This window comes from Lacinutrix iliipiscaria (genome assembly GCF_042686125.1).
GTDB lineage: Bacteria > Bacteroidota > Bacteroidia > Flavobacteriales > Flavobacteriaceae > Oceanihabitans > Oceanihabitans iliipiscarium.
Genome location: NZ_JBHUOV010000007.1, coordinates 138,650 through 161,490, shown reverse-complemented (window position 1 = coordinate 161,490; position 22,841 = coordinate 138,650). Strand labels below are relative to the sequence as shown.

Sequence of the window (22,841 nt, the reverse complement as noted above, 5' to 3'; positions counted from 1 at the left end):
ACAAACGAAGGAGTTTTTTTATAAAAGGTAATTTAAATTTTTATTTCATTACAATCACTTTTCTTGTGATTGTAGCTAAATCAGTTATGATTTGAGCAATATAAATCCCGTTTTCTAAACTTGATATATCAACAGTTAAGCTATTTAGATTTGTGTTATCTGTTGTTAACATTTGCTTTCCTGTAACACTATAAACACTTACTTTTACTGAAGTATTTATTCCTAATTTGATATTTAAATCGTTGCCTTGTGTAATAGGGTTTGGGTAAACTTTAAGCATATTTTTGAAAATCATTTCAAATTGCTCAGTTGATAAAGTTCCTCCAGAATATTCACAAATTGAAAATCCGAAATCAACAGCAATATTATTTGGATCAGATAAAGGGCTTCCAGATGTTAAATCATAAACTGATAATTCATCACTACAAGAAGTTTGAGTAAAAGTAGATCCTTCTACAGTTACTGTCGTTGGTCTATCTACACAAAGAGATGTGCCTGCATCATAAATAAAGAAAAGTTCTGATGGTGTAGCGAATCCTGTTGGTGGACAAAATTGTGCAAAAGCTTGGTTTAAGCTAAATAATGCTAAGACTAGCATTGATAAGTAATAATTTTTCATATATTTTTAATTTGAGGTTCGATGACAAATATATAGGCGCAACTATTTAATCATCAATTTTTTAGATGTGGTAAGAAAAACTTTCGTTAAAGTGAATTGATATGCATTTTCTATCGATGAAATACACGATTTTCGACAACAAACAGTTAAAAATGACTTATTTAGAGTATAAATAACTCTGTAAAATAATAGTTGCACTTATTTCATCTACAAGAGCTTTATTCTGTCGTTGTTTTTTACTTAATCCAGAATCTATCATAGTTTGAAATGCCATTTTTGAAGTAAAACGCTCATCTACACGATGCATTGGCATCTTAGGAAATGTTTTTTTGAAGTCTTCAATAAATAACCTAATGGCATTTTCGCTTTGAGATGCTTCATTATTTAACTGTTTAGGTTCTCCTACAACAACTAACTCTACCGCTTCTTTTTCAAAATAAGCCTTTAAAAAAGGAATTAAAGCTTTAGTTTCTACAGTTGTTAAGCCAGACGCAATTATCTGTAACTCGTCTGTTATAGCTATTCCTGTGCGTTTAGTACCAAAATCTATTGCTAATATTCTTGCCATTAATTGCAAAAATAACATTATTAATAGTTTTTAAAGTCGTAGAAACAAAAAACTCTCTTATAAAAATAAGAGAGTTTTATTGACTTCACTTTAAAATAGATTTATATAAAGAGGGCATTCTAACTCATTCCTCCTAAAATCTAAAGTGGCATATAAGCACGGAGTTACTTATATTTAAGATGATATAATATTAATTAATCCCTCTACCTATTAACCTTTTTATCATATTCATCTATTATTAAGACCCTAAAACTGAACTTAAGTCACATTTTTTTAAAAATAAATTTTAATAAAATTATCTTTGCATGATTACTACACCAAAAACCTAATTTTCGATGAAAAAATTACAGCAACTTATAGAAACCGCTTGGGATAATAGAGAGTTACTAAAAGAAGAACCAACTATAAATGCCATTAAAGAAGTTATACAGTTACTCGACATAGGAACTTTACGAGTTGCTGAGCCTACAAATCAAGGCTGGCAAGTTAATGAATGGGTAAAAAAGGCTGTAGTTTTATATTTTCCCATTCAAAAAATGGAAACTTTTGAAGTTGGTATTTTCGAGTATCATGATAAAATTCCTTTAAAAAAAGGGTATGCTGAAAAAGGTATTCGTGTAGTGCCTCATGCTGTAGCAAGACATGGCGCTTATATTTCTTCAGGCACGATTTTAATGCCTAGTTATGTAAACATTGGTGCTTATGTCGATGAAGGTACTATGGTTGACACTTGGGCAACTGTTGGTAGTTGTGCTCAAATTGGCAAAAACGTGCATTTATCTGGTGGTGTTGGTATTGGAGGTGTTTTAGAACCTTTACAAGCAGCTCCAGTTATTATTGAAGATGGAGCTTTTATTGGTTCACGTTGTATTGTTGTTGAAGGCGTGAAAGTTGAAAAAGAAGCAGTATTAGGCGCGAATGTGGTTTTAACCATGAGTACAAAAATTATTGATGTTACAGGTCCAGAGCCTAAAGAAATGAAAGGTGTTGTTCCTGCACGTTCGGTTGTCATTCCTGGCAGTTATACCAAACAATTTCCTGCTGGAAATTACAATGTCCCTTGTGCTTTAATTATTGGAAAACGCAAAGAAAGCACCAATAAAAAAACATCTTTAAACGATGCTTTACGTGAATATGATGTAGCTGTTTAATTTCTATTATATGTCTAATTACATTGAAAGCCTTAAGCTCTTTTTTAAGCGTATTTTCTGGGTCATCGTATCATACCAACTATGTCGACTCTTATTTTTATACTTCAACTTTAAGACATTTAACAATCTAAGCTTTGATGTATTTCAAGGAGGTTTAAGGTTTGACCTTTCTGTTATTGCATATATCAATATTGTTTTTGCCATTTTACACTTAGCTCCAGGAAATTTTAAATATCAACCTAGATATCAAAAGGTTTTAAAATCTGCCTTTTTCTTTGTTAACATGCTGGTTATCATTACCAATTTTGTTGATTTTAAATATTATGATTTTACTGGAAGACGAAGCTCTTATAGTATGATTACTGCTGAAGGCATGGAAAATGAAATTGGCGGATTAATACTTTCTTTTTTACTTGAGTTTTGGTATTTACCTCTTATTGCTGTGATTCTAGGTCTTGTCTTTTGGAAGGCCCTTCCAAATTTAAAACCTTCATCAGAAAGTGAAAAAATCACATTAATTACTGGATTGAAGCAAGCAGGTTTATGCCTTTTAATTTTAAGCGTCTTAGTCCTTTTTGGAAGAGGTGGTTTTCAAAAAAAACCGTTACGTGTAGTTGATGCTGCTAACTATGGCGCTATTAATCATTCGGCTTTAGTACTAAATACACCGTTTTGCATTCTAAAAACCATAGGAAAAGATGAAGCATTAAAAAAATTAGAATACTATTCATCTGAAGAATTAGATAGTATCTACAGCCCAATTCAGCATATTGCCCCAAAACATAAACCTAATAATAAAAATATCGTCATCATTATTTTAGAAAGTTTTGGTAGAGAAAACTTAAACATAGGGCAAACACCTTTTTTAGATTCTCTAATTACCACATCCTATTATTTTAAAAATGGCTTTGCTAATGGCAGACTCTCTATAGATGCTGTCCCTTCAACCTTGTCTAGTATTCCTTCATTATCAAATCAATCTATTATTACCTCTAGTTATTCTTTAAATAATATTTATGGTTTACCTAAAATACTTAAAGACAATGGCTATAACACATCTTTCTTTCATGGTGCTTTTAACGGAAGCCAAAATTTTGACCAATATTGTAATGTCGCTGGCTTTGACCAATATTTTGGAAAAGACGAATACGAAGGTCCAGAATCTTTTGATGGCAAATGGGGCGTTTTTGATGAAGAGTTTCTACAATTCTTCAATAAAAAAATAAGTACTTTTAAACAGCCCTTTTTTAGTACAGTTTTTACAATTTCATCACATAACCCTTATACTATTCCTGAAAAATATAAAGGAAAATTCCCTAAAGGCACCACAGATATTCAAGAATCTATTGCTTATTCAGACTATGCATTAAGACAATTTTTTAATGCAGCTCAACAAGAAGAATGGTATAACAATACACTATTTGTCGTTACAGCAGACCATACATCAGTTAATCCAACATCTGATGTGTTTAGAACTATTGTTGGAAAGTTTCGAATTCCGATTTTATTTTTTGACCCTTCTAATTCTGATTTAAAAGGGGAAAGTTTAAAAAACTTTCAACAATTAGATATTATGCCTTCTGTAATTGAGTATTTAGGGATTAATGCAAAAGTGATTAGTTACGGGAAATCGTATACTTCGGAAGGTGATTATGTGGTCTTTTATTTAGACAACATATACCATATAATTATAGGAGATTATTATTTAGCGTTTTCTGGAACCAAATCTTTAGCACTTTACAATATTAAAGAGGATGAATTAATGAAACATAATATTATTAAGGAATACCCTAATAAAGCGATTCAATTAGAAACATTTATTAAAGGTTACATTCAATCTTTTAATAAACGTATGATTGACAATAACTTAACGCTGTAGTTTTTCTTGACGCTGTAATTTTAGAAGTTTAGCATATTTCATATACGAAAAAAAAGCTTGTACTAGTGCAATGGTAATGCCATCCAAACCATTAAAAACTCCTTTTTTAAAGAAATAACATCTAAAAAAAGCAACTGTTCCATTTAAAATAGGCTTGAAGCTATTAATACGTTTCCCTTGATTAAAGAGTTGTTGAGCATGCCACGTAGAATACTGATTTTTCTTAGCGACAATTTGCTCTAAAGAATCCCAACCATAATGCAGAATATGCACTGCAACTTTCTTTTCGTTTGTTGCTATAATTTTTTGATGGACTTTAGACTCTGAAGGTGTCGCAGTCTTTTTATTAAAAAAACGTACTTTATGATCTGGATACCATCCAGAAAAATCTATTAATTCATCTGCTAAAAAGTTTTTAACTCGAAAAGAAAAGGCATCAAAATCGCCTTTTAAATAGTCTTTTTTCAAAATAAAAGCTTCAGCATCAGTATCTAAAAACTCATCCGCATCTAAGTTTAAAATCCACTCATTTTTGCAATACTGAAGCCCATGTGTTCGCTGTGGACCATCACCTAAAAAAGCTTGAGAAATCACTTTTGCACCTTTACTTTCAGCAATAGCAACTGTGTTGTCTTTACTTAATGAGTCGACTATAATGACTTCATCACACACTTTAAACAAAGCATCAATACAGTTTCCTATATTTTTTTCTTCATTAAAAGTAATTACTAGTCCGCTAATACTCATAAACCTGCTGTTTTAAGGAACAAAAATACAGTTTTTATTTCATTTTTTATGATTACTTTTACAGCTGTAATTAAGAGTACTAATCATTAATAAATGACGATTTTAATCATTCAACAGAAACGTATTGGAGACGTTTTAACAACCACTATTTTAGCCAATAGTTTGAAAAAAAAATATCCTGATGCGCAAATAGATTTTATGTGTTATAGCAATTCTGTTGATGTCTTAAAAGAAAATCCTTCCATAAGCAACATTATAGTTTTAGATGAAGCAACTAGAAAAAATTATGGCTCGCTTTTCAAATTTATTTTTAAGATTAGAAAGCGTCATTACAACATTGTCATTGATGCATACAGCAAGTTAGAAACAAATTTAATTACCTTTTTTTCTGGCGCTAAATATAAAATATCTTATCACAAAGGTTACTCTAACCTGTTCTACACTCACAATATTAAACGTCTTCCTAACGGAACAAAGAGTGATTATGGCTTAGCTATTGAAAACAGATTGCGATTATTAACGCCAATCATTGAAGAGGAAATTACCGATTTTAAACCTAAAATATTCTTATCTGAAGCAGAGATTTCTTCAGCAAAAAAACTATTACAAGCAGCGCATATTCCACAAAACAAACCCATTTTTATGATTGGTATTTTAGGCAGTGAATGGTATAAAATCTATCCTTTAGAACGTATGGCTCAACTGCTCGACACAACAGTTAAGGAGACTGATGCGTCTTTATTATTTAATTATATTCCAAACCAAAAAGAAGACGCTTTAAAGCTTTATAACTTATGTCAGAAAGCCACTCAAGACCATATTTATTTTGATACGTATGCGAAGTCGCTTAGAGGGTTTTTAGGGTTATTATCTCAGTGTGACGCTTTAATTGGTAACGAAGGAGGTGCTGTTAATATGGCTAAAGCTTTAGAAGTTCCTACATTTTCTTTATTTTCACCTAGTGTGGATAAAGAAACTTGGCAAATTTTTGAAGATGAAGAAAATATATCTATTCATTTAAAGGATTTGAAGCCTGAAATATACGATGAGTTTGATGAAAAATATATAAAAGAGCATACCTTTAAATATTTTGAAGAATATCCTATTCACTTGATTGAAGACCAGCTTAAAATATTTTTTAAAACCATTTCTAAATAACAACATCTTACACGATATATAACGAATGACTAAACTCACTGCCATAATTCCAACAGGAAACGAAATTCATAATATTGAAGCCGTTATCGCTTCGGTTAGTTTTGCTGATGAAATTCTAGTTGTTGATAGTTTTAGTACAGATGGCACTTTTGAAAAAGCCCAAACATTAGCAACCAAAGTTATTAGAAGAGAATACCAATATTCGGCATCTCAAAAAAATTGGGCTATTCCTCAAGCCACACATGAATGGATTTTATTGGTTGATGCTGATGAGCGTGTCACACCAGAATTAAAAGAAGAAATCTTGGAGATTCTTGAACAGCCAAGCCAAGAGCACGTGGCCTATTGGATTGGGAGAATGAATCATTTCATGGGCGAACGCGTCAACTACAGTGGTTGGCGAAACGATAGTGTAATTCGTTTATTCAAACGTGATTTTTGCACCTATGAAGACAAACATGTACATGCCGAAATTATTACTAATGGAACCGTTGGTAAACTTAAAAACAAGCTCTACCATAATACCTATGTGACTTTTGATAAGTACCTTGAAAAAATGAATCGTTACGCGTGGTGGCAAGCAAAAGATTACGATAAAAAAACAGGAACGCTAACGCCTTATCACTTTGTAATTAAACCTTTTTGGGGCTTTTTTAAACACTACATTATACAAAGCGGATTTAGAGATGGTGTTGTAGGGTTTACTATTGGTTGCGTACAAGCCTATGTAGTTTTTATGCGCTATGTAAAGTTGTGGCTGCTTCGGAAAGGAAGAGAATAATTTATGATTTCCAGAACTTTAATTTCTTTTTTAACCTTTTTTTTCTGTGGAATTTTTCCTGAAAATCTTCAGTGAGTTGCCACATTAAATTAAATATTTTCTGATAGTCTTCTCCTGAAACTTTAGCGTATTCATCGCTCATAGTTTCAACCATAGACTTATGTACAGTAAGGCGTTTAAGGTTATTGATTCTCGTTTGAAAATCCATGGGCTTAAACTCCATTCTATTTAAATCCACTAAATAAAACTGGTACGCATCACCTACTTTTTTAATTAACGTATTTCCCGGCGAATGGTCTAAAAAGTTAATATTGTTTTCGTGTAGCTTATAAGTAAACCTCGTAAAAGCCCTTAGGATACGATCATGATCTGGATAGTTTAAATCTCTGGTGAGTTCTCTATAGGTTAAGTCGCAATCCAAATGTTCACTGATGTAATAACTCTTTTTAAATAAAAAAGGCGTAGTAAACTCATAGTAAGCAATAGGTTGTGGTGTACCGATTCCTAAATCTGTTAACCTATTAGCATAGGTAAACGAACGTTCCGCTTTACTTTTTCTAAAAAACTTATATGCAATTTGATTTATGATGTTTGGCACTTTAAACGATTTAATATTAATCGTTTCGCCTTCTAAATCAAATAATTTGATAGCATTTCGATCTGCTTCACCAAATTGCTCGCCTAAATCATTAAAATTAGTAATGAAATGGTCTAATGTTTGTTGATGTTTTCTATAGATGTCTTGAAAAACAGATTTCATGCTGTAATATTACAATATTTATAGGTTTTAATCCTAAAAAAATAAGTTCTTAATAAATGTTTTTATTACTTTGTAGCTATTATATAAATTACATTTATGAGAGTATTACAAATCACTGTATCTAGTGTTTGGAGAGGTCACGAGCAAAAAATAATATATTTATACGAGGCTTTTAAAGAGAAGAATTATGTTGAAGATCAGTATATCGTTTGTGCCAACAACACTCCTATTTATGATGTTGCCAAAAACAAAAACATGCAGGTTATTGGTTTGGATTATAAAAGTGAATATGATTTTGGTTTGGCAAAAAAATTGGCTCGAATAGTCAAAGAAAAAAACATAGATGTCGTTTTTATTCATAGCAGTAAGGCACATACCATTGCTGTTTTATCTCATTTATTTTATAAGCTTCCTGCACCTTTAGTGCTTTGTAGAACACTAATCCGACGTGTCGATTCTAATATGCTCAGAACATGGAAGTATAACTACAAAGGCATAAAAAAGATTATTTGTGTTTCACAACCTGTTGTCGATGTTTTAAAATTTGCGGTTAAAGACCATAGTAGAATGTGTGTGGTTGGTAGTGTTACAGACATTCATAAATTCACAAAAAAGGAGAAGAATGGTTTATTACATAAAGAATACAACATTCCTTCTGACTATAAAATTATTGGTAATATCGCAGCGTTTTCAGGGTTTAAAGACCATTACACTTGGGTCGATACTGTTGAAAAATTAGTAAAGCGAAACACCATTAAAGCGAAATATATACTTATTGGAGAAGGGGAACTAGAAGATGATATTAGAAAATATGTTGCTGATAAAAACCTGAATAATCACATCATCTTTTCTGGTTTTAGAAATGATATTCCAGAAGTTTTACCAGAATTTGATTTGTTTTTATTCACTTCAGACAACGAACCAACTGGAGGTGTTTTATTAGAATCTTATGCCTGTAAAATTCCTATTGTAGCTGCTAATGCTGGTGGAATTCCTGAAGTTATTGTCGATAATGAAACTGGTCTTTTAGCAGAAGTTGCGAACCCAACAGATTTTGCAGATAAAGTAGAACTACTCATTAACGACGCTGGACTTCAAAAGAAATTTACGACAAACGGTTATCAATTTTTATTAGATAATTTTACTAAAGATGTGATTTCTAAAAAGATGTATGATGAATTAAAAGAGGTTGTTGAACGCTATGACAGATAAAAAAGTACTATTTATTACCTATGATTTAAGTGGTTATTATGATTGCATAAAGGACGAATTCAACAATCAATACACTCATGTCGATTATTATAATATTGCTTTGTTAAAGCGCTATAAATACAAGCATATTTTTCAGAAAATATATGCAGGCATTTACAAACTACTAACTAAAAAAAAGTTAAAAAACTTTTACCAGCTTCAACCTGTTATTAAAGAATTACAAGATAAAACGTATGATTACACATTGGTAGTTAGACCTGACTTGTTTTTCGATTCTCAACTTACGACACTAAAAAATAACACGAATAACTTCATTGCTTATTATCACGATTCTATAAATAACATCCCAAGAAAAAAAGAGGTCATTCATTTTTTTGACAAAGTGTATTCTTATGAAAGAAAAGACGTAAAAGATTACAACCTACACTTTATTCCTAATTTTATTTATCTCAATCAAGAATATAAAAAAAACGCTCCAAATTATATGGCTTTTACGATAATGTCTAAAGATTATCGATTTAAAACACTTGAAAAATTAGCAGCTCAATTTAAAGAGAAACATATCTCATATCAGTTTTTAGTGCAATCAGATAAAGACACACAATCAGATTTAATTCATTTCATAAAAGAAAGAAAAAATAATGCTCAAGTTTTAGACTACTTAAAACAAACTCATAGCATTGTTGATATTCATAAATATGGTGTGCAAGACGGCTTAACCTTTCGGGTTTTTGAAAGCTTATTTTTTGAAAAAAAAATAATCACGACCAACAAAGACATTAAAACTTATGACTTCTATAATCCTAATAACATTTTTGTCATAGAAGACGTTAAGGCTTTTGATATTCCTGAGGCTTTCTTTAAAACACCATACGAAGCTTTGCCAGAATCAATTTATCAAAAATACCATTACACCAATTGGGTTAAAACCATTTTAAGTTAATTAATAATGCATACCGAAATCAAAAATGCTGTTGAAACGCTAAAGCAAGGTGGACTCATACTCTACCCTACAGATACCGTTTGGGGAATTGGTTGTGATGCCAATAATGCCGAAGCTGTTGCTAAAATTTATACCCTTAAAAAACGCATTGAAACCAAAGCGATGATTTGCTTAGTAGCTGATGATCGCATGCTTAAAAAGTATGTCAAAAACATTCCAGAAGTGGCTCAAAACATTTTTGATGTTGCCGAAGACCCAGTCACTATTATTTATGATGATGCTCAAAATTTGGCAGAAAATTTAATTGCAGAAGATAAGACCATTGCTATTCGAATTCCTGATGATGAATTTTGCTATCAACTTTGTAGAAAACTAAATGGTGCCATCGTTTCAACATCTGCTAATATTAGTGGCGCTCCTACTCCAAAATCCTTTAAAGAAATCAGCCAAGACATTTTAAAAGGTGTGGACTATGTTGTAAATTTGCAGCACGACAAAAAAATGACTAAACCATCATCAATAATAAAGTTGAGTAGTAATGGTGTGGTCAAAATTATTCGTGAGTAAGTGGGCAAACAACAATGAACTACAAGCAAGCATTACAGCATAACATCTTTAAAATTATTTCGCATTCAGCAAAAGAGTTAAAATTAGATTCTTATGTCATTGGTGGCTTCGTACGCGATTTTATTTTACAACGTGGTTCAGCAAAAGATATAGATATTGTTGCTATTGGAAGTGGTATAGAACTCGCTAAGCAAGTTGCTAAAAATTTACCCAATCATCCAAAAGTACAAGTATTCAAAACCTACGGAACAGCCATGTTGCGTTACGATGACATAGAAATTGAATTTGTTGGCGCACGAAAAGAATCTTATAATGAAGACAGTAGAAATCCTGTTGTTGAAAATGGCACTTTAGAAGACGACCAAAACCGTCGTGATTTTACCATTAATGCATTAGCTTTAGATCTTTCTGAAAGTAACTTCGGAGAGCTTCTTGATCCTTTTCATGGTGTTCAAGATTTACAAGATAAAATCATTCGCACGCCTTTAAATCCAGATATCACTTATAGCGATGATCCTTTAAGAATGATGCGTGCCATTCGCTTTGCAACTCAGCTCAATTTTGAAATTGAAAAAGAATCACTCGACGCGATTTCAAAAAATCATGAACGTATTCAAATTATTACGAACGAACGTATTGTGGTAGAGCTGAATAAAATCCTAGAAGCAGAAAAGCCATCTATTGGATTTTTACTTCTAGAACAAACAGGTTTACTACAACATATCATGCCTGAACTTACAGCTCTTAAAGGTATTGACGAAATTGAAGGCCAAACACATAAAGACAATTTTTATCACACTTTAGAAGTGGTCGATAATATCGCACAACATACAAACAACCTTTGGTTACGTTGGGCTGCCTTACTTCATGATATTGGGAAAGCACCAACAAAACGATTTAGCAAAAAAGTTGGATGGACCTTTCACACGCATGAATTTGAAGGCTCGAAAATGGTATATCATTTATTTAAAAGATTAAAAATGCCTTTAAATGACAAAATGAAATTTGTTCAAAAAATGGTGTTTATGAGTTCGCGTCCAATAGTATTGGCTAATGATATTGTTACAGATTCTGCCGTAAGACGATTAGTCTTTGATGCTGGCGATTATGTTGATGATTTAATGACGCTGTGTGAAGCAGATATCACGACAAAAAACCCTAGTAAGTTTAAAAAATATCACAACAATTTTAAAATCGTTCGTCAAAAAATTATTGAAGTTGAAGCTCGAGACCAAATTCGTAATTTTCAACCTCCAGTATCTGGTGAAGAAATTATGAAAACTTTCAACTTAAAACCTTCCAAAGAAATAGGCATCATTAAAGAAACTATTAAGGAAGCTATTTTAGAAGGCATTATTCCTAATGAATTTGATGCAGCATATCAGCTTATGCTAAAAGAAGGCGAACGTTTAGGGTTAAAAGTAAATTCAGAATCATGATGACTATCGTAAGAACCAATTCGAGCCATATAGACTTCATCAGATTGGTTAAAAAATTAGACAACTATTTAAAGATTACAGATGGTGATGAACATGATTTTTACAATCAATTTAATAGCATTGAAGCTTTACAACATACTATTGTTGCTTATGTAAATCAAAAACCTGTAGGTTGTGGTGCTTTTAAAGGTTTTGATGAAAACACTGTAGAAATTAAACGCATGTTTACTTTACCTGAAACTCGCTGTCAAGGTGTAGCATCGCAAATCCTTAAAGCTTTAGAAGAGTGGGCAAAAGAATTAGGCTTTAATTCTTGTGTTTTAGAAACTGGCATTCGCCAAACTGAAGCTGTTCAATTTTATAAAAAAAATAATTATTACAGCATTCCAAACTATGGCCAATACAAGACCATTGAAAATAGTCTTTGCTTTCAAAAAGAATTGAGTTAATTATGAAAAAAGATAACAAAAAAGTCATTTATTGGTTATTAACAGGATGCGTTTTAATTTTTATCATGGTTGTTGTTGGTGGTATAACAAGACTGACACATTCTGGATTATCAATTTCTAACTACAAACTGATTTCTGGAACAATTCCTCCAATGAATGATATTGAATGGCAAGCTGCTTTCGACTTATACAAGCAGTATCCTGAATATCAAAAACTAAACAATCATTTTTCTCTTGAAGATTTTAAAGACATTTATTTCTGGGAATGGTTACATCGTGTCATTGGTCGTTTTATTGGTATCGTATTCTTTCTTCCGTTTCTTTACTTTATTATCACAAAACAGCTCACAAAACCTACTATAAAAAAATCAATTGTACTATTAATTCTTGGAGGCTTTCAAGGATTTTTAGGTTGGTATATGGTAAAAAGTGGCTTAGTGGACAATCCAGATGTGAGCCATTATCGATTAGCAGCACATTTAACGACGGCATTTATCACGTTTGCATACACTTTCTGGGTCGCATTAGATTTAATATTTCCTAATAAAAAAGACATTAACAAACGTTTTAGAACGCTAGTCAGAGTGGGCTTAGGTGTTTTACTGCTTCAAATTATTTATGGCGCTTTTGTTGCTGGCTTAGATGCAGGATTTATTCACAACCATTGGCCAATGATGAGCGAAGGTAAATTCATGCACGAAACGGTTTATATTGAACACCACCCGATTTACAAAAATTTTATTGAAGGTAGAAGTGGCGTTCAATTTGTGCATAGAATATTAGCATATATAGTGGTTTTTATGGTCTGTATAATTTGGAAAAAATCTAGAAACTTAAATCTAACTCATCCTCAAAGCTTCGGTATAAATAGCTTAATGATTTTAGTGGTATTGCAATTTTTACTAGGCGTTTTAACCATAGTTCTTCGAGTTCCTGTTTGGTTAGGTGTAACACATCAAATTGGTGCTTTTTTCTTATTAAGCGCGATGACATTTACACTGCATCGTTTCAGTAAATAATTCAAAAAAATCATACCTTTGTATTATAATTATTCAACATGATTTACAGATTTAGAGTTATACTAGATAATGATACTGAAGAAGATATCTTTCGTGATTTAGAAATTCGTGAAACAGATTCTTTAGAAGACTTGCATAATATTATCACACAATCTTTTGGATTTGATGGTCTTGAAATGGCATCCTTTTATGTGAGTAATGACATCTGGGAACAAGGCGAAGAAATCTCGATGTTTGATGTAAGTGAAGGCAACAGTTCTATTCGACTAATGAATGAAACCACGCTTAATGATGTCGTACATGAAATGCAAACAAAATTAATTTATGTGTACGATTTCTTGAACATGTGGACTTTTTATGTTGAATTAGCTGAAATAGTAGAAGAAGCTGAAGGTGCAGACTATCCGAACCTCATGTTTGTACATGGCCAAATTCCTGATGAAGCGCCAAGTAAAAATTTTGAAAGTGAGGATGAAGAAGAGTTTGATGAGTTTGATGATGGCTATGACGTTGAAGATTATGACAACATGGACTTTAACGAAAACTGGAATTAACAACCAGACCATTTTTACTTGTTTTTGAATTTAAGCTGAACCATTGTAACAATTTTCAGCCAAGCTCGTCTTACATATAACTAATCAATCATTATTTCAATTGGAATCAATTCTTACCATAAATAACCTGACTAAAAAGTTTGGTTATCTCACAGCAGTAAAAGATCTTTCATTTACCATTAACAAAGGAAACGTTTATGGTATTTTAGGACCAAATGGAAGCGGAAAATCGACAACTTTAGGTATAGTTTTAAATGTTGTTAATAAAACTCAAGGCGATTTTAAATGGTTTGACGGAAGCGTAACCACTCATGATGCCTTAAAAAAAGTTGGTGCAATAATCGAGCGTCCTAACTTTTACCCTTACATGACTGCCTCTCAAAACCTAAAACTAGTCTGCAAAATTAAAGGTGTAGATTATAGTAAAATTGAAGAAAAACTAGATATTGTTGGGTTATTAGATAGAAAAGATCATAAATTTAAAACCTATTCTTTAGGCATGAAACAACGTTTAGCAATCGCTTCAGCTTTACTAAACGACCCTGAAATACTTATTCTTGATGAACCCACAAATGGATTAGACCCTCAAGGGATTCATCAAATTAGAAAAATCATAAAAGACATTGCAAACAATGGCACAACAATACTTCTAGCCTCTCACTTACTAGATGAAGTTGAAAAAGTATGTACTCATGTTGTCGTACTTCGTAAAGGTGAAAAATTATATTCAGGTCGTGTTGATGAAATGATTTCTAGTCATGGTTTTTTTGAATTAAAAGCCGAAAAGCATGATGAATTACTAAATCTATTAGAAAATAATTCAGCTTTCAAAAACATAAAAGTTGAAAATGATTTATTAACAGCATTTTTAAATGAGCCTATGGATGCCACAACGTTTAACAAACTCATGTTTGATAAAGGCATCATTTTATCTCACCTCGTTAAACGTAAAGAAAGTTTAGAAGAACAATTCCTTCAGCTTACAGACAACAACTAATTCATCTCATCAAAAAACCAATCTCATGTTACGACTTTTAAGCTTAGAATTACAAAAATTGCTTCATAATAGAGTAAGTAAAATACTTATATTCGTGTCTTTTGTATTGCCATTTACGGTTTTAATACTCTCATCTATAAAAATCAATTTTTTTGGTTTTTTCACCTTAGAATTAGGTGAATTAGGCATCTTTAATTTTCCTATTATTTGGCATATTACTACCTTTTTTGCTTCACAATTCAAATTCTTTTTTGCTATTGTAGTGGTCAGTATGATTGGTAATGAATATAGCAACAAAACCATTAAACAAAACCTTATAGATGGCTTGAGTAAAAAAGAATTTATACTATCTAAATTCTACACCATCGTTTTCTTTTCTTTTGTTGCAACCCTGTTAATTGCATTAGCTTCATTTTTTATTGGCTTATATTATTCAAGCTACACCGAAGCAAGCATCATCTTTAGAGAAACCAATTTTTTATTAGCCTACTTTGTTAAACTAGTCGGCTTCTTTAGCCTATGTTTATTCTTTGGTATGCTTGTAAAACGGTCAGCTTTTGCTCTAGCATTTCTTTTTATTTTATACATTTTAGAATATATCATTTTAGGGTTATTAACTTGGCAAACTAATTATGAATTTGCAGAAAAAATTCAAAATTTCTTTCCATTAAAATCAATGTATAAGCTAATCGATCAACCTATTCAACGAATTGTAATGACTAAGTTTCCAGACAAATCTGAAATAGCTTATGACTATGCAGTACATTGGCATGAAATAGGTATAGTGTTAATTTGGACGTCTCTTTTCATCTTTTTGTCTTATAGATTATTAAAACAGCGAGATTTATAATATCTTTGATAGCTATTGCTATTTAAAGATGAAAAGAATTATTTTATATCTACTTTTTCTAAGTTTTGCTGTATCCAATGCTCAGCAACAAGCTGCTAATTGGTATTTTGGAGATAATGCTGGAATCAATTTTGATTATATTACTGAAGCGGTAACACCTGTTAACGATGGACAGTTGTTTACTGAAGAAGGTTGCACTAGTATTTCTAGTTCAAGCGGAAACTTATTATTTTATACAAATGGTGTAAATGTTTATAATTGGCAACATAGCATTATGGATAATGGTACTGGACTAAAAGGCAACCAGTCTAGCACACAATCTGCAATTATTATTCCTAAACCAGGTAGTTCAAACATCTATTATATATTTACTGTTGATACAGAATATAGTGGTAATCCAGATGAAGGTTTTCATTTTTCTGAAGTCGATATGAATTTAAATTTTGGACTAGGAGCTGTGACTCGAAAAAACCAACAGCTACTTTTTAATACTTCCGAAAAATTAAGTGCTGTTTTAAAAGATTGCGAATCAGAGTCTATTTGGGTAGTTACATTTGCCGACGATAATGCACAATTACCAGCTGCTGGAGAAAATAATAATACATTTTATGCATACGAGGTTACTGACACTGGAGTAAATCCTACTCCTGTAATCTCAACCTTTCCGTTTACTATTGATGAAAGACGAGGATATTTAAAGTTTTCTCCTGATGGCACAAAAATAGCAGTAGCAAATATTGCTCGTGGGTTATATCTTTTTGATTTTGATACTGACACTGGAACTGTAAGTAATGGTTATCAAATTCCTATAGATTTCAACTTTGGCTCTAGTCAACCCCAATCACCTTATGGTTTAGAATTTTCTCCTAACAATCAATTTTTATACGTTTCTACGTTTTTTGAAACACCTCAAGAAGATTTCACAAACCCTAATGCCCAATTTGGTGCACTTTTACAATATAACTTAACGGCTGCAGACATTAGCTCTACTGAAGTAGTTTTAGATAGTAGACAAGTATATAGAACAGCTTTACAACTTGGTCCAAATGGTAAAATTTATAGGTCCTCAAGTAGAACTTATGATCAAGGTGATACTTTTTTAAGTGTTATTAACGACCCAAATTTAGCAGGTTTAGCTTGTAACTATGAGCATGCTGCTTTAGATTTAGGTGGAAATTTATCTAGACAAGGACTCCCTCCTTTTATTGCTTCTTTTTTTAATGAAAAAATTGATATCATTCAAAACGGAAACGCTTCTACTTACCTTCCATTATGTGAAGGTGATACCTACACTCTAGTTGCTGAAGAACTTACAGGCGCTACATATACTTGGACACAAGATGGAGTAATTATACCTACTCCTGCTGTAGACCCTCATGAATTAGAAGTCACAGAAGATGGACTATATGAAGTTACAATTGAACTTTTAGCAGGTAGTTGCGAAACTATTGAAGGAGAGGCAGACATAGAGTATTTTCCAAACCCTACTACAACTAATATATCGTTAATACAATGTGATGAAGATGGAGTTCCTGATGGATTAACAATATTTAATTTAGAAGAAGCAAACGAAGACTTGACAGGTCTAGACCCTGTTTTAGATGTCGTTTATTTTCACACACGTTCTGATGCAGAAAATAATACAGACCCAATTACAAATAACGTATATACTAACTCAATTAGCCCTGAAACGATTTATGCACAAATCACAAATAATCTAGCTGGTTGCTCAAGTATTGTAGAAGTCTCGTTGGAAGTGAGTTCTACTCAAATTCAAGATTATATAGCTGATTCAATTTGTGATGATATTGGTTCTGAAGATGGAATAAATGATTTCGATTTAGATATAATTGCTGCAGATATTCAGGCGATTAATTCTATTGGGTTTCCTATTGCTTTTTATGCCACCTATGAAGATTCACTCTTAGAACAAAATCAATTAATATCGCCATACACTAACACCAATCCTTATTCTCAAATTATTTTTGCTAGAGCTGAAGATGCTAACGCTTGCTATGGTATAAGCGAAGTGACTTTAACTGTAAGTCCTTTGCCTCAATTATTAGATGATGAAACGGTCTATTATTGTTTAAATTTATATCCAGAGACTATAACACTTCAAAGTGGTGTAGATGGTAATCCTAATGATTATACTTATGTTTGGTCTAATGGAGAAACTACTAATGAGATTGAGGTTAATGAAATTGGCACTTATACTGTAACGGTTCAAAATAGTAATGGGTGTACTAATGAAAGAACGATTACTGTTGAAGCCTCTAATATTGCTACTATTGACTCTGTAGTTGTCGTTGATGGTCAAGCTAATAATACTGTAACTATCCAAGCTTCTGGCGAAGGGATTTATGAGTACGCTCTATATGATAGTCAGGGTGGTGTATATCTTCCTTTTCAGCCAAATAATGTATTAACTAATGTATACCCAGGTATATACACCTTAACGGTTAGAGATGTTAAAAACAATTGTGGTATTGTAGAACAAGTCATTTCAGTTATTGGATTTCCTCAATACTTTACACCTAATGGAGATGGTTTCCATGACACATGGCAAGTCCTTGGTGTTTCAGCACAATTTCAACCACAAACAAGGATTAAAATTTTTAATAGATATGGTAAACTTCTAAAAGAACTAAGTCCAGTTGGTATTGGTTGGGATGGTACTTTTAATGGTGAAGTTTTACCTAATGACGATTACTGGTTTTCTGCTAAACTTCAGGATGGCAGAGAATTTGTTAGCCATTTTACTTTAAAGAGATAATAATCTAAAATACTTTGAAATCAAATATTAATTACTACGTATTTGTTTTAACGAGTTTATTCATAAACCTCGTTTTTGCCCAGCAGCCTACAAACTGTGTAGATGCAGTTGTTGTATGTGGTAATTCTAATATTAATTTAGATGTTAGTGGTATTGGCATTCAAGAATTATCTGGATCAAACACCTGTGGCAGCCAAGAAAACAATAGCTTATGGCTACAAGTAAGTGTAGTAACGAATGGAACTTTAGGCTTTACTCTTACGCCTGGAAGTACTTTAATTACTGAAGATTATGATTTTTTTGTTTTCGGTCCAAATGTCGCTTGTAATGCCATAGGCCAAGCTATTAGATGCTCAACTACAAACCCACAAGCCGCTGGCCAAACTAATAACTTAACTGGTATGAATGGTACTGAAGGCGATTTTGCTGAAGGTCCTGGACCAGATGGTAATAGTTTTGTAAGCTGGCTTAATGTTAATGCTGGAGAATCTTATTTTATTGTTATTGATAGACCTATTGGTAACAGCCCATTTAGTCTTGAATGGACTGGAACAGCTCAGTTTTCTGAGCCACCTAATAATGAAGCAACAACCTCAACTGCTCTAAACCTAATAAGTTGTGATGTAGATGCGCCTTTTGACGATGGCTTTACGTCTTTCAATTTAGAAGATAATACACCTACTATTATTGGAAGTCAAACAGATGTTTCTGTATCATATCACGAATCTGAAAGTGATGCTAATATAAACATTAACGCATTAGCTAGTCCGTATACCAACACTAGCGACTCTCAAACTATATTTGCTAGATTAACTAATGATATAACAGGTTGTTTTATTATAGTCTCTTTTGATTTAAATGTAAACTTAGGTCCTGATTTTGCTGAACCTTCAGATTTATTAAGCTGTGATAATACCGATGATGGCGATACGTTTAATGGTTTTACTTTTTTTGATTTAAACTCTAAAAACAATGAAATTTTAAACGGACAAGATCCTACACTTTTAAATATAACATATCACGAAACGATGTTTAATGCTGAAAATGGTCTAAGTCCACTGTCTAGCCCTTTTTACAACACAGAAATTGATGATCAACAAATATATATAAGAATAGAAAGTGTTACAAATACAGATTGTTATAGCGTGACAACTTTAAACCTAGTTGTTCAACCTGCTCCTCTTGTTTCAAATAGCACCTTGTTTCAATGTGATGAAGATGGCATCGTTGACGGGTTTACTAGCTTTAACCTCTTTCAAGCTCAAGATGAATTAAGTGCAGGAGCGACTACTGTTTTCTTAAAATTTCATACCAATTTATTAGATGCTCAAAATGATGAAAATGATGTCGATGGAAATAATTTTAGCAATACAGCCAACCCACAAACCATTTTTGTACAGGTCATTAATGAAATAACAGGTTGTCTAACCATCACTGAACTTACCCTTGAAGTAAGTGCAACTCAAATTCTAGATTATCTAGCAACTCCTGTTTGTGATGAAATAGATTCTGAAGATGGTATTAATAGTTTTGATTTAAACGAATTTACTTCAGATATCCAAACCATTAATGCTATTCCTTTTCCAGTTACTTATTACGAAACCTATGAGGATGCGCTTTTAGAATCAAATCAATTAGCAACACCTTATACTAATACAACCCCTTATTCTCAAATCATTTTTGCTAGAGCTGAAGATAATAATGCTTGTTATGGGATTAGCGAAGTGACCTTAACGATTAACCCTCTACCTCTATTATTAGAAGATGAAACTGTTTTTTATTGCTTAAACTTGTTTCCTGAATCCATAACACTTGAAAGTGGTGTGGATGGCCATCCTAATGATTATACTTATACTTGGTCTAATGGTGAAGTTACCAATGAGATTCAAATTAATGAAATTGGCACTTATACTGTGACTGTTACAGATATCAATGGATGTTCCAAATCAAGAACCATTACAGTAGAGCCTTCTAATATTGCAACTATAGATGCAGTTGAAGTGGTTGATGGAGAAACATATAACACTGTAACGGTTCTAGCATCTGGTGAAGGTATTTATGAATATGCGTTATTTAATGATCAAGGAGGATTATACCTAGATTTTCAGTCAAGTAATGTCTTAACTAATGTATATCCAGGAATATATACTTTAGTCGTGAGAGACGTTAAAAATAATTGTGGTGATGTAGAAAAAATAATATCTGTTATAGGATTTCCTCAATATTTCACGCCCAATAATGATGGCCACCATGATACTTGGCAGATTCTTGGAGTTTCTGCACAGTTTCAACCTCAAACCAAAATTAAAATTTATAACAGGTTTGGAAAACTTTTAAAAGAGATAAGCCCTATAGGTACTGGTTGGGATGGCACTTTTAACGGAAAAGCATTACCAAATGATGATTACTGGTTTTTGGTTAATCTTCAAGATGGTAGAGAATATGTCAATCATTTCTCTCTTAAAAGATAAAATTAATCTCGTACATTTACATAGAACACTATGAAAATGCGTCGTCAACTTTTTTTTATACTAAGCATTCTTAATCTTTTAACTGTCCCTGTATTTGGACAAGATATTACTTTATATCAACAATTTAATGGACATGTAAATTATACCGCAATTGGAAATACATTAAATCAATTTGAAAATGGTTTAGATCGTAGTTTCTGTGAAATATTACCGAGTTCTGAAGCAGAATTAAGCCTTTCTGGCACATCTCATATTATTGCAGCATATTTATATTGGGCAGGCTCTGGTGCTGGTGATCTTGAGGTTAGTATTAATGACCTGCCAGTAACAGCTCAAGAAGTTTACAATGTAGAATATAATGACCCATCAAATGGACTCCTAACTTACTTTTCATGTTTTTCAGATATCACTAATATTGTTACCTCTCTAGGAAGCACCACCTATACGTTAAGCAATCTTGATATTTCTGAGACTTTAACGACCATTTCGGGTTACTGTAATAACCGAACTAACTTCGCAGGTTGGAGTATTTATGTTATATATGAAGAAGATACACTACCTATTAATCAAATTAGTCTTTTTCAAGGCCTAGAAATAATAAACGCTGTGGTTCAAGAAAAAACCATAATAATTGATAACATTAATGTTATTGATGATGATGGCGCAAAAATTGGCTTCTTGGCTTGGGAAGGAGATAGTGGTTTAAGTTTTGGCGAAACACTTCAAATTAATGGTAATCTTATATCTAATCCTCCATTAAATCCCGATGACAATGCGTTTAATGGTACAAATTCTTTTACAAACTCGAACACTTTTTATAATGGCGATTTAGATGTTTATGACATCCAAGATAATATTTCTGTTGGAGACACTTCTGTAGAAATAAAACTTACTACAGGTGAAGACATTGGTGGTGGTGTTATTCGAGCTGACTTAATTATTTTAAACAATATTATAACTGTACTTAATAGTCAATCTCCTGATGCCACGATAACAATAGACAACTCCTTTACTCCTTGCTATAGCAGAATTGTAGATTTAGATTATACTGTTTTTAATTTGAATAGCAATGAAATACTACCAGAAGATACTCCAATAGCTTTTTATGCTAATGATATCCTTATTGGTCAAAGTACAACCCAAGACGAAATACCAGTAGATGGCTCTGAAAGTGGAAATATTTCGCTCACAATTCCATCAGACATTCCTAATGATTTCACATTAACACTTGTTGTAGATGATATTGGTGATGGTAGCGGCATTGTTATCGAATTAAATGAAACTAATAATAACACACAAGAACACCTTCAACTTACACCTCTCCCAGAAATTATAGAATTAGACCCAATATTAAATTGTGATATTGGCTTTAATACTGCTATTTATGATTTAACTTCTCAATTAGACTTAATCGATTTTGATGATATAAATACAATTAGCTTCTTCGAGTCTTTAGATGACTTAATGAGTGATATAAATGTTATCTTAAATCCCGAATTTTATCACAACATAACAGACCCTCAAACTATTTTTATAAAACATGAAAATGATGATTGTTCAGCGATATATCAATTTAACTTAATAACAGAAAACTGCCCTCCTCATATTCCTCAAGGATTTTCACCAAATAATGACACTTATAATGATTGGTTCAATATTCAAGGGTTGTATGATATATTTGAAGCCCATGAATTGCACATCTACAATCGATATGGCACATTAATCTTTGTTGGCGATAACTCCAAAAGATGGGAAGGCAAAGCGAATCGCGGTTTAAATTATAAAAATGTATTGCTTCCTGTTGGCACCTATTTTTATGTCTTAAATCTTAACGATAACAACTATAAAATCATGACTGGTTGGGTATATTTAAACCGATAGGATTTTTCAATTTGTGCATT

The 22,841-nt window shown here is 32.2% G+C and carries 20 protein-coding genes; 16 read left to right on the top strand and 4 right to left on the bottom strand.

The genetic code is table 11. The features are described 5' to 3' along the window. Nucleotides 1-40: 40 nt before the first annotated feature. Entirely contained in the window at nt 41-619 is a 579-nt protein-coding gene (locus ACFS5M_RS11220) for a T9SS type A sorting domain-containing protein (RefSeq protein ID WP_183488522.1), read from the bottom strand. A 157-nt stretch (nt 620-776) separates the two neighbouring features. After that, nucleotides 777-1,187, bottom strand: coding sequence for a Holliday junction resolvase RuvX (gene ruvX, locus ACFS5M_RS11215; RefSeq protein WP_183488523.1), 411 nt, complete (start codon nt 1,185-1,187; stop codon nt 777-779). 335 nt (nt 1,188-1,522) lie between these two features. On the opposite strand from ruvX, the gene ACFS5M_RS11210 reads away from it, so the two are divergent. Together ACFS5M_RS11210 and ACFS5M_RS11205 are read left to right on the top strand one after the other, a co-directional pair. Further along, nucleotides 1,523-2,338: a 2,3,4,5-tetrahydropyridine-2,6-dicarboxylate N-succinyltransferase gene (locus ACFS5M_RS11210; RefSeq protein WP_183488524.1), complete on the top strand. Its 816-nt coding sequence runs from the start codon at nt 1,523-1,525 to the stop codon at nt 2,336-2,338. 10 nt (nt 2,339-2,348) lie between these two features. Then, nucleotides 2,349-4,217: an LTA synthase family protein gene (locus tag ACFS5M_RS11205; protein ID WP_183488526.1), complete on the top strand. Its 1,869-nt coding sequence runs from the start codon at nt 2,349-2,351 to the stop codon at nt 4,215-4,217. Here ACFS5M_RS11205 and ACFS5M_RS11200 read toward each other — a convergent pair. Beyond that, nucleotides 4,206-4,964, bottom strand: a complete 759-nt coding sequence (locus tag ACFS5M_RS11200) for a glycosyltransferase family 2 protein (RefSeq protein WP_183488528.1) — start codon at nt 4,962-4,964, stop codon at nt 4,206-4,208. The two genes, ACFS5M_RS11205 and ACFS5M_RS11200, sit on opposite strands and share 12 nt — an antisense overlap. A gap of 93 nt (nt 4,965-5,057) precedes the next feature. Here ACFS5M_RS11200 and ACFS5M_RS11195 point away from each other — a divergent pair, with 93 nt between their 5' ends. Both ACFS5M_RS11195 and ACFS5M_RS11190 read left to right on the top strand, forming a co-directional pair. Then, a complete protein-coding gene (locus ACFS5M_RS11195; protein ID WP_183488529.1) occupies nt 5,058-6,122 on the top strand; it encodes a glycosyltransferase family 9 protein in 1,065 nt (354 codons plus the stop codon). A 25-nt stretch (nt 6,123-6,147) separates the two neighbouring features. Next, the gene (locus tag ACFS5M_RS11190; RefSeq protein WP_183488531.1) at nt 6,148-6,903 is read left to right on the top strand and encodes a glycosyltransferase family 2 protein; all 756 of its coding nucleotides are present in this window, start codon (nt 6,148-6,150) and stop codon (nt 6,901-6,903) included. Nucleotide 6,904: 1 nt separating this feature from the next. Here ACFS5M_RS11190 and ACFS5M_RS11185 read toward each other — a convergent pair whose 3' ends face one another. Next, nucleotides 6,905-7,663: a lipopolysaccharide kinase InaA family protein gene (locus ACFS5M_RS11185; protein WP_183488533.1), complete on the bottom strand. Its 759-nt coding sequence runs from the start codon at nt 7,661-7,663 to the stop codon at nt 6,905-6,907. A gap of 96 nt (nt 7,664-7,759) precedes the next feature. Between ACFS5M_RS11185 and ACFS5M_RS11180 the strand changes: the two genes are divergently transcribed. The 12 genes from ACFS5M_RS11180 (at nt 7,760) to ACFS5M_RS11125 (ending at nt 22,821) form a co-directional block, all read left to right on the top strand. Further along, nucleotides 7,760-8,875, top strand: a complete 1,116-nt coding sequence (locus tag ACFS5M_RS11180) for a glycosyltransferase family 4 protein (protein WP_183488535.1) — start codon at nt 7,760-7,762, stop codon at nt 8,873-8,875. Continuing rightward, complete coding sequence (locus tag ACFS5M_RS11175) at nt 8,865-9,818, top strand: hypothetical protein (RefSeq protein WP_183488537.1); 954 nt, start codon at nt 8,865-8,867, stop codon at nt 9,816-9,818. The genes ACFS5M_RS11180 and ACFS5M_RS11175 overlap by 11 nt, the downstream gene beginning before the upstream one ends. Nucleotides 9,819-9,824: 6 nt before the next feature. Further along, the gene (locus ACFS5M_RS11170; RefSeq protein ID WP_183488539.1) at nt 9,825-10,385 is read left to right on the top strand and encodes an L-threonylcarbamoyladenylate synthase; all 561 of its coding nucleotides are present in this window, start codon (nt 9,825-9,827) and stop codon (nt 10,383-10,385) included. Between the two features lie 14 nt (nt 10,386-10,399). Then, the gene (locus ACFS5M_RS11165) at nt 10,400-11,824 is read left to right on the top strand and encodes a CCA tRNA nucleotidyltransferase (protein ID WP_183488541.1); all 1,425 of its coding nucleotides are present in this window, start codon (nt 10,400-10,402) and stop codon (nt 11,822-11,824) included. After that, nucleotides 11,821-12,273, top strand: coding sequence for a GNAT family N-acetyltransferase (locus tag ACFS5M_RS11160; protein ID WP_183488543.1), 453 nt, complete (start codon nt 11,821-11,823; stop codon nt 12,271-12,273). Before ACFS5M_RS11165 ends, ACFS5M_RS11160 begins: the two co-directional genes overlap by 4 nt. Nucleotides 12,274-12,275: 2 nt before the next feature. Further along, nucleotides 12,276-13,292: a COX15/CtaA family protein gene (locus ACFS5M_RS11155; RefSeq protein WP_183488545.1), complete on the top strand. Its 1,017-nt coding sequence runs from the start codon at nt 12,276-12,278 to the stop codon at nt 13,290-13,292. 38 nt (nt 13,293-13,330) lie between these two features. Continuing rightward, entirely contained in the window at nt 13,331-13,846 is a 516-nt protein-coding gene (locus ACFS5M_RS11150; RefSeq protein ID WP_183488547.1) for an IS1096 element passenger TnpR family protein, read from the top strand. Between the two features lie 100 nt (nt 13,847-13,946). Beyond that, nucleotides 13,947-14,843, top strand: coding sequence for an ABC transporter ATP-binding protein (locus ACFS5M_RS11145; protein ID WP_183488549.1), 897 nt, complete (start codon nt 13,947-13,949; stop codon nt 14,841-14,843). Between the two features lie 25 nt (nt 14,844-14,868). After that, nucleotides 14,869-15,693 (top strand): ABC transporter permease, encoded by an 825-nt coding sequence (locus ACFS5M_RS11140; RefSeq protein WP_183488551.1) that lies wholly within the window; start codon nt 14,869-14,871, stop codon nt 15,691-15,693. A 28-nt stretch (nt 15,694-15,721) separates the two neighbouring features. Then, nucleotides 15,722-18,469: a T9SS type B sorting domain-containing protein gene (locus ACFS5M_RS11135; RefSeq protein WP_183488553.1), complete on the top strand. Its 2,748-nt coding sequence runs from the start codon at nt 15,722-15,724 to the stop codon at nt 18,467-18,469. Between the two features lie 14 nt (nt 18,470-18,483). Then, on the top strand, nt 18,484-20,940 hold the full coding sequence (locus tag ACFS5M_RS11130; RefSeq protein WP_183488555.1) for a T9SS type B sorting domain-containing protein: 2,457 nt from the start codon (nt 18,484-18,486) through the stop codon (nt 20,938-20,940). Between the two features lie 36 nt (nt 20,941-20,976). Continuing rightward, a complete protein-coding gene (locus tag ACFS5M_RS11125; RefSeq protein WP_379898861.1) occupies nt 20,977-22,821 on the top strand; it encodes a T9SS type B sorting domain-containing protein in 1,845 nt (614 codons plus the stop codon). The last annotated feature ends 20 nt before the right edge of the window (nt 22,822-22,841 follow it).

Coding starts and splice junctions, on each gene's coding strand:
- ACFS5M_RS11220 (WP_183488522.1), bottom strand. CDS start 619: ATGAAAAATTATTACTTATCAATGCTAGTCTTAGCATTATTTAGCTTA.
- ruvX (WP_183488523.1), bottom strand. CDS start 1,187: ATGGCAAGAATATTAGCAATAGATTTTGGTACTAAACGCACAGGAATA.
- ACFS5M_RS11210 (WP_183488524.1), top strand. CDS start 1,523: ATGAAAAAATTACAGCAACTTATAGAAACCGCTTGGGATAATAGAGAG.
- ACFS5M_RS11205 (WP_183488526.1), top strand. CDS start 2,349: ATGTCTAATTACATTGAAAGCCTTAAGCTCTTTTTTAAGCGTATTTTC.
- ACFS5M_RS11200 (WP_183488528.1), bottom strand. CDS start 4,964: ATGAGTATTAGCGGACTAGTAATTACTTTTAATGAAGAAAAAAATATA.
- ACFS5M_RS11195 (WP_183488529.1), top strand. CDS start 5,058: ATGACGATTTTAATCATTCAACAGAAACGTATTGGAGACGTTTTAACA.
- ACFS5M_RS11190 (WP_183488531.1), top strand. CDS start 6,148: ATGACTAAACTCACTGCCATAATTCCAACAGGAAACGAAATTCATAAT.
- ACFS5M_RS11185 (WP_183488533.1), bottom strand. CDS start 7,663: ATGAAATCTGTTTTTCAAGACATCTATAGAAAACATCAACAAACATTA.
- ACFS5M_RS11180 (WP_183488535.1), top strand. CDS start 7,760: ATGAGAGTATTACAAATCACTGTATCTAGTGTTTGGAGAGGTCACGAG.
- ACFS5M_RS11175 (WP_183488537.1), top strand. CDS start 8,865: ATGACAGATAAAAAAGTACTATTTATTACCTATGATTTAAGTGGTTAT.
- ACFS5M_RS11170 (WP_183488539.1), top strand. CDS start 9,825: ATGCATACCGAAATCAAAAATGCTGTTGAAACGCTAAAGCAAGGTGGA.
- ACFS5M_RS11165 (WP_183488541.1), top strand. CDS start 10,400: ATGAACTACAAGCAAGCATTACAGCATAACATCTTTAAAATTATTTCG.
- ACFS5M_RS11160 (WP_183488543.1), top strand. CDS start 11,821: ATGATGACTATCGTAAGAACCAATTCGAGCCATATAGACTTCATCAGA.
- ACFS5M_RS11155 (WP_183488545.1), top strand. CDS start 12,276: ATGAAAAAAGATAACAAAAAAGTCATTTATTGGTTATTAACAGGATGC.
- ACFS5M_RS11150 (WP_183488547.1), top strand. CDS start 13,331: ATGATTTACAGATTTAGAGTTATACTAGATAATGATACTGAAGAAGAT.
- ACFS5M_RS11140 (WP_183488551.1), top strand. CDS start 14,869: ATGTTACGACTTTTAAGCTTAGAATTACAAAAATTGCTTCATAATAGA.
- ACFS5M_RS11135 (WP_183488553.1), top strand. CDS start 15,722: ATGAAAAGAATTATTTTATATCTACTTTTTCTAAGTTTTGCTGTATCC.
- ACFS5M_RS11125 (WP_379898861.1), top strand. CDS start 20,977: ATGCGTCGTCAACTTTTTTTTATACTAAGCATTCTTAATCTTTTAACT.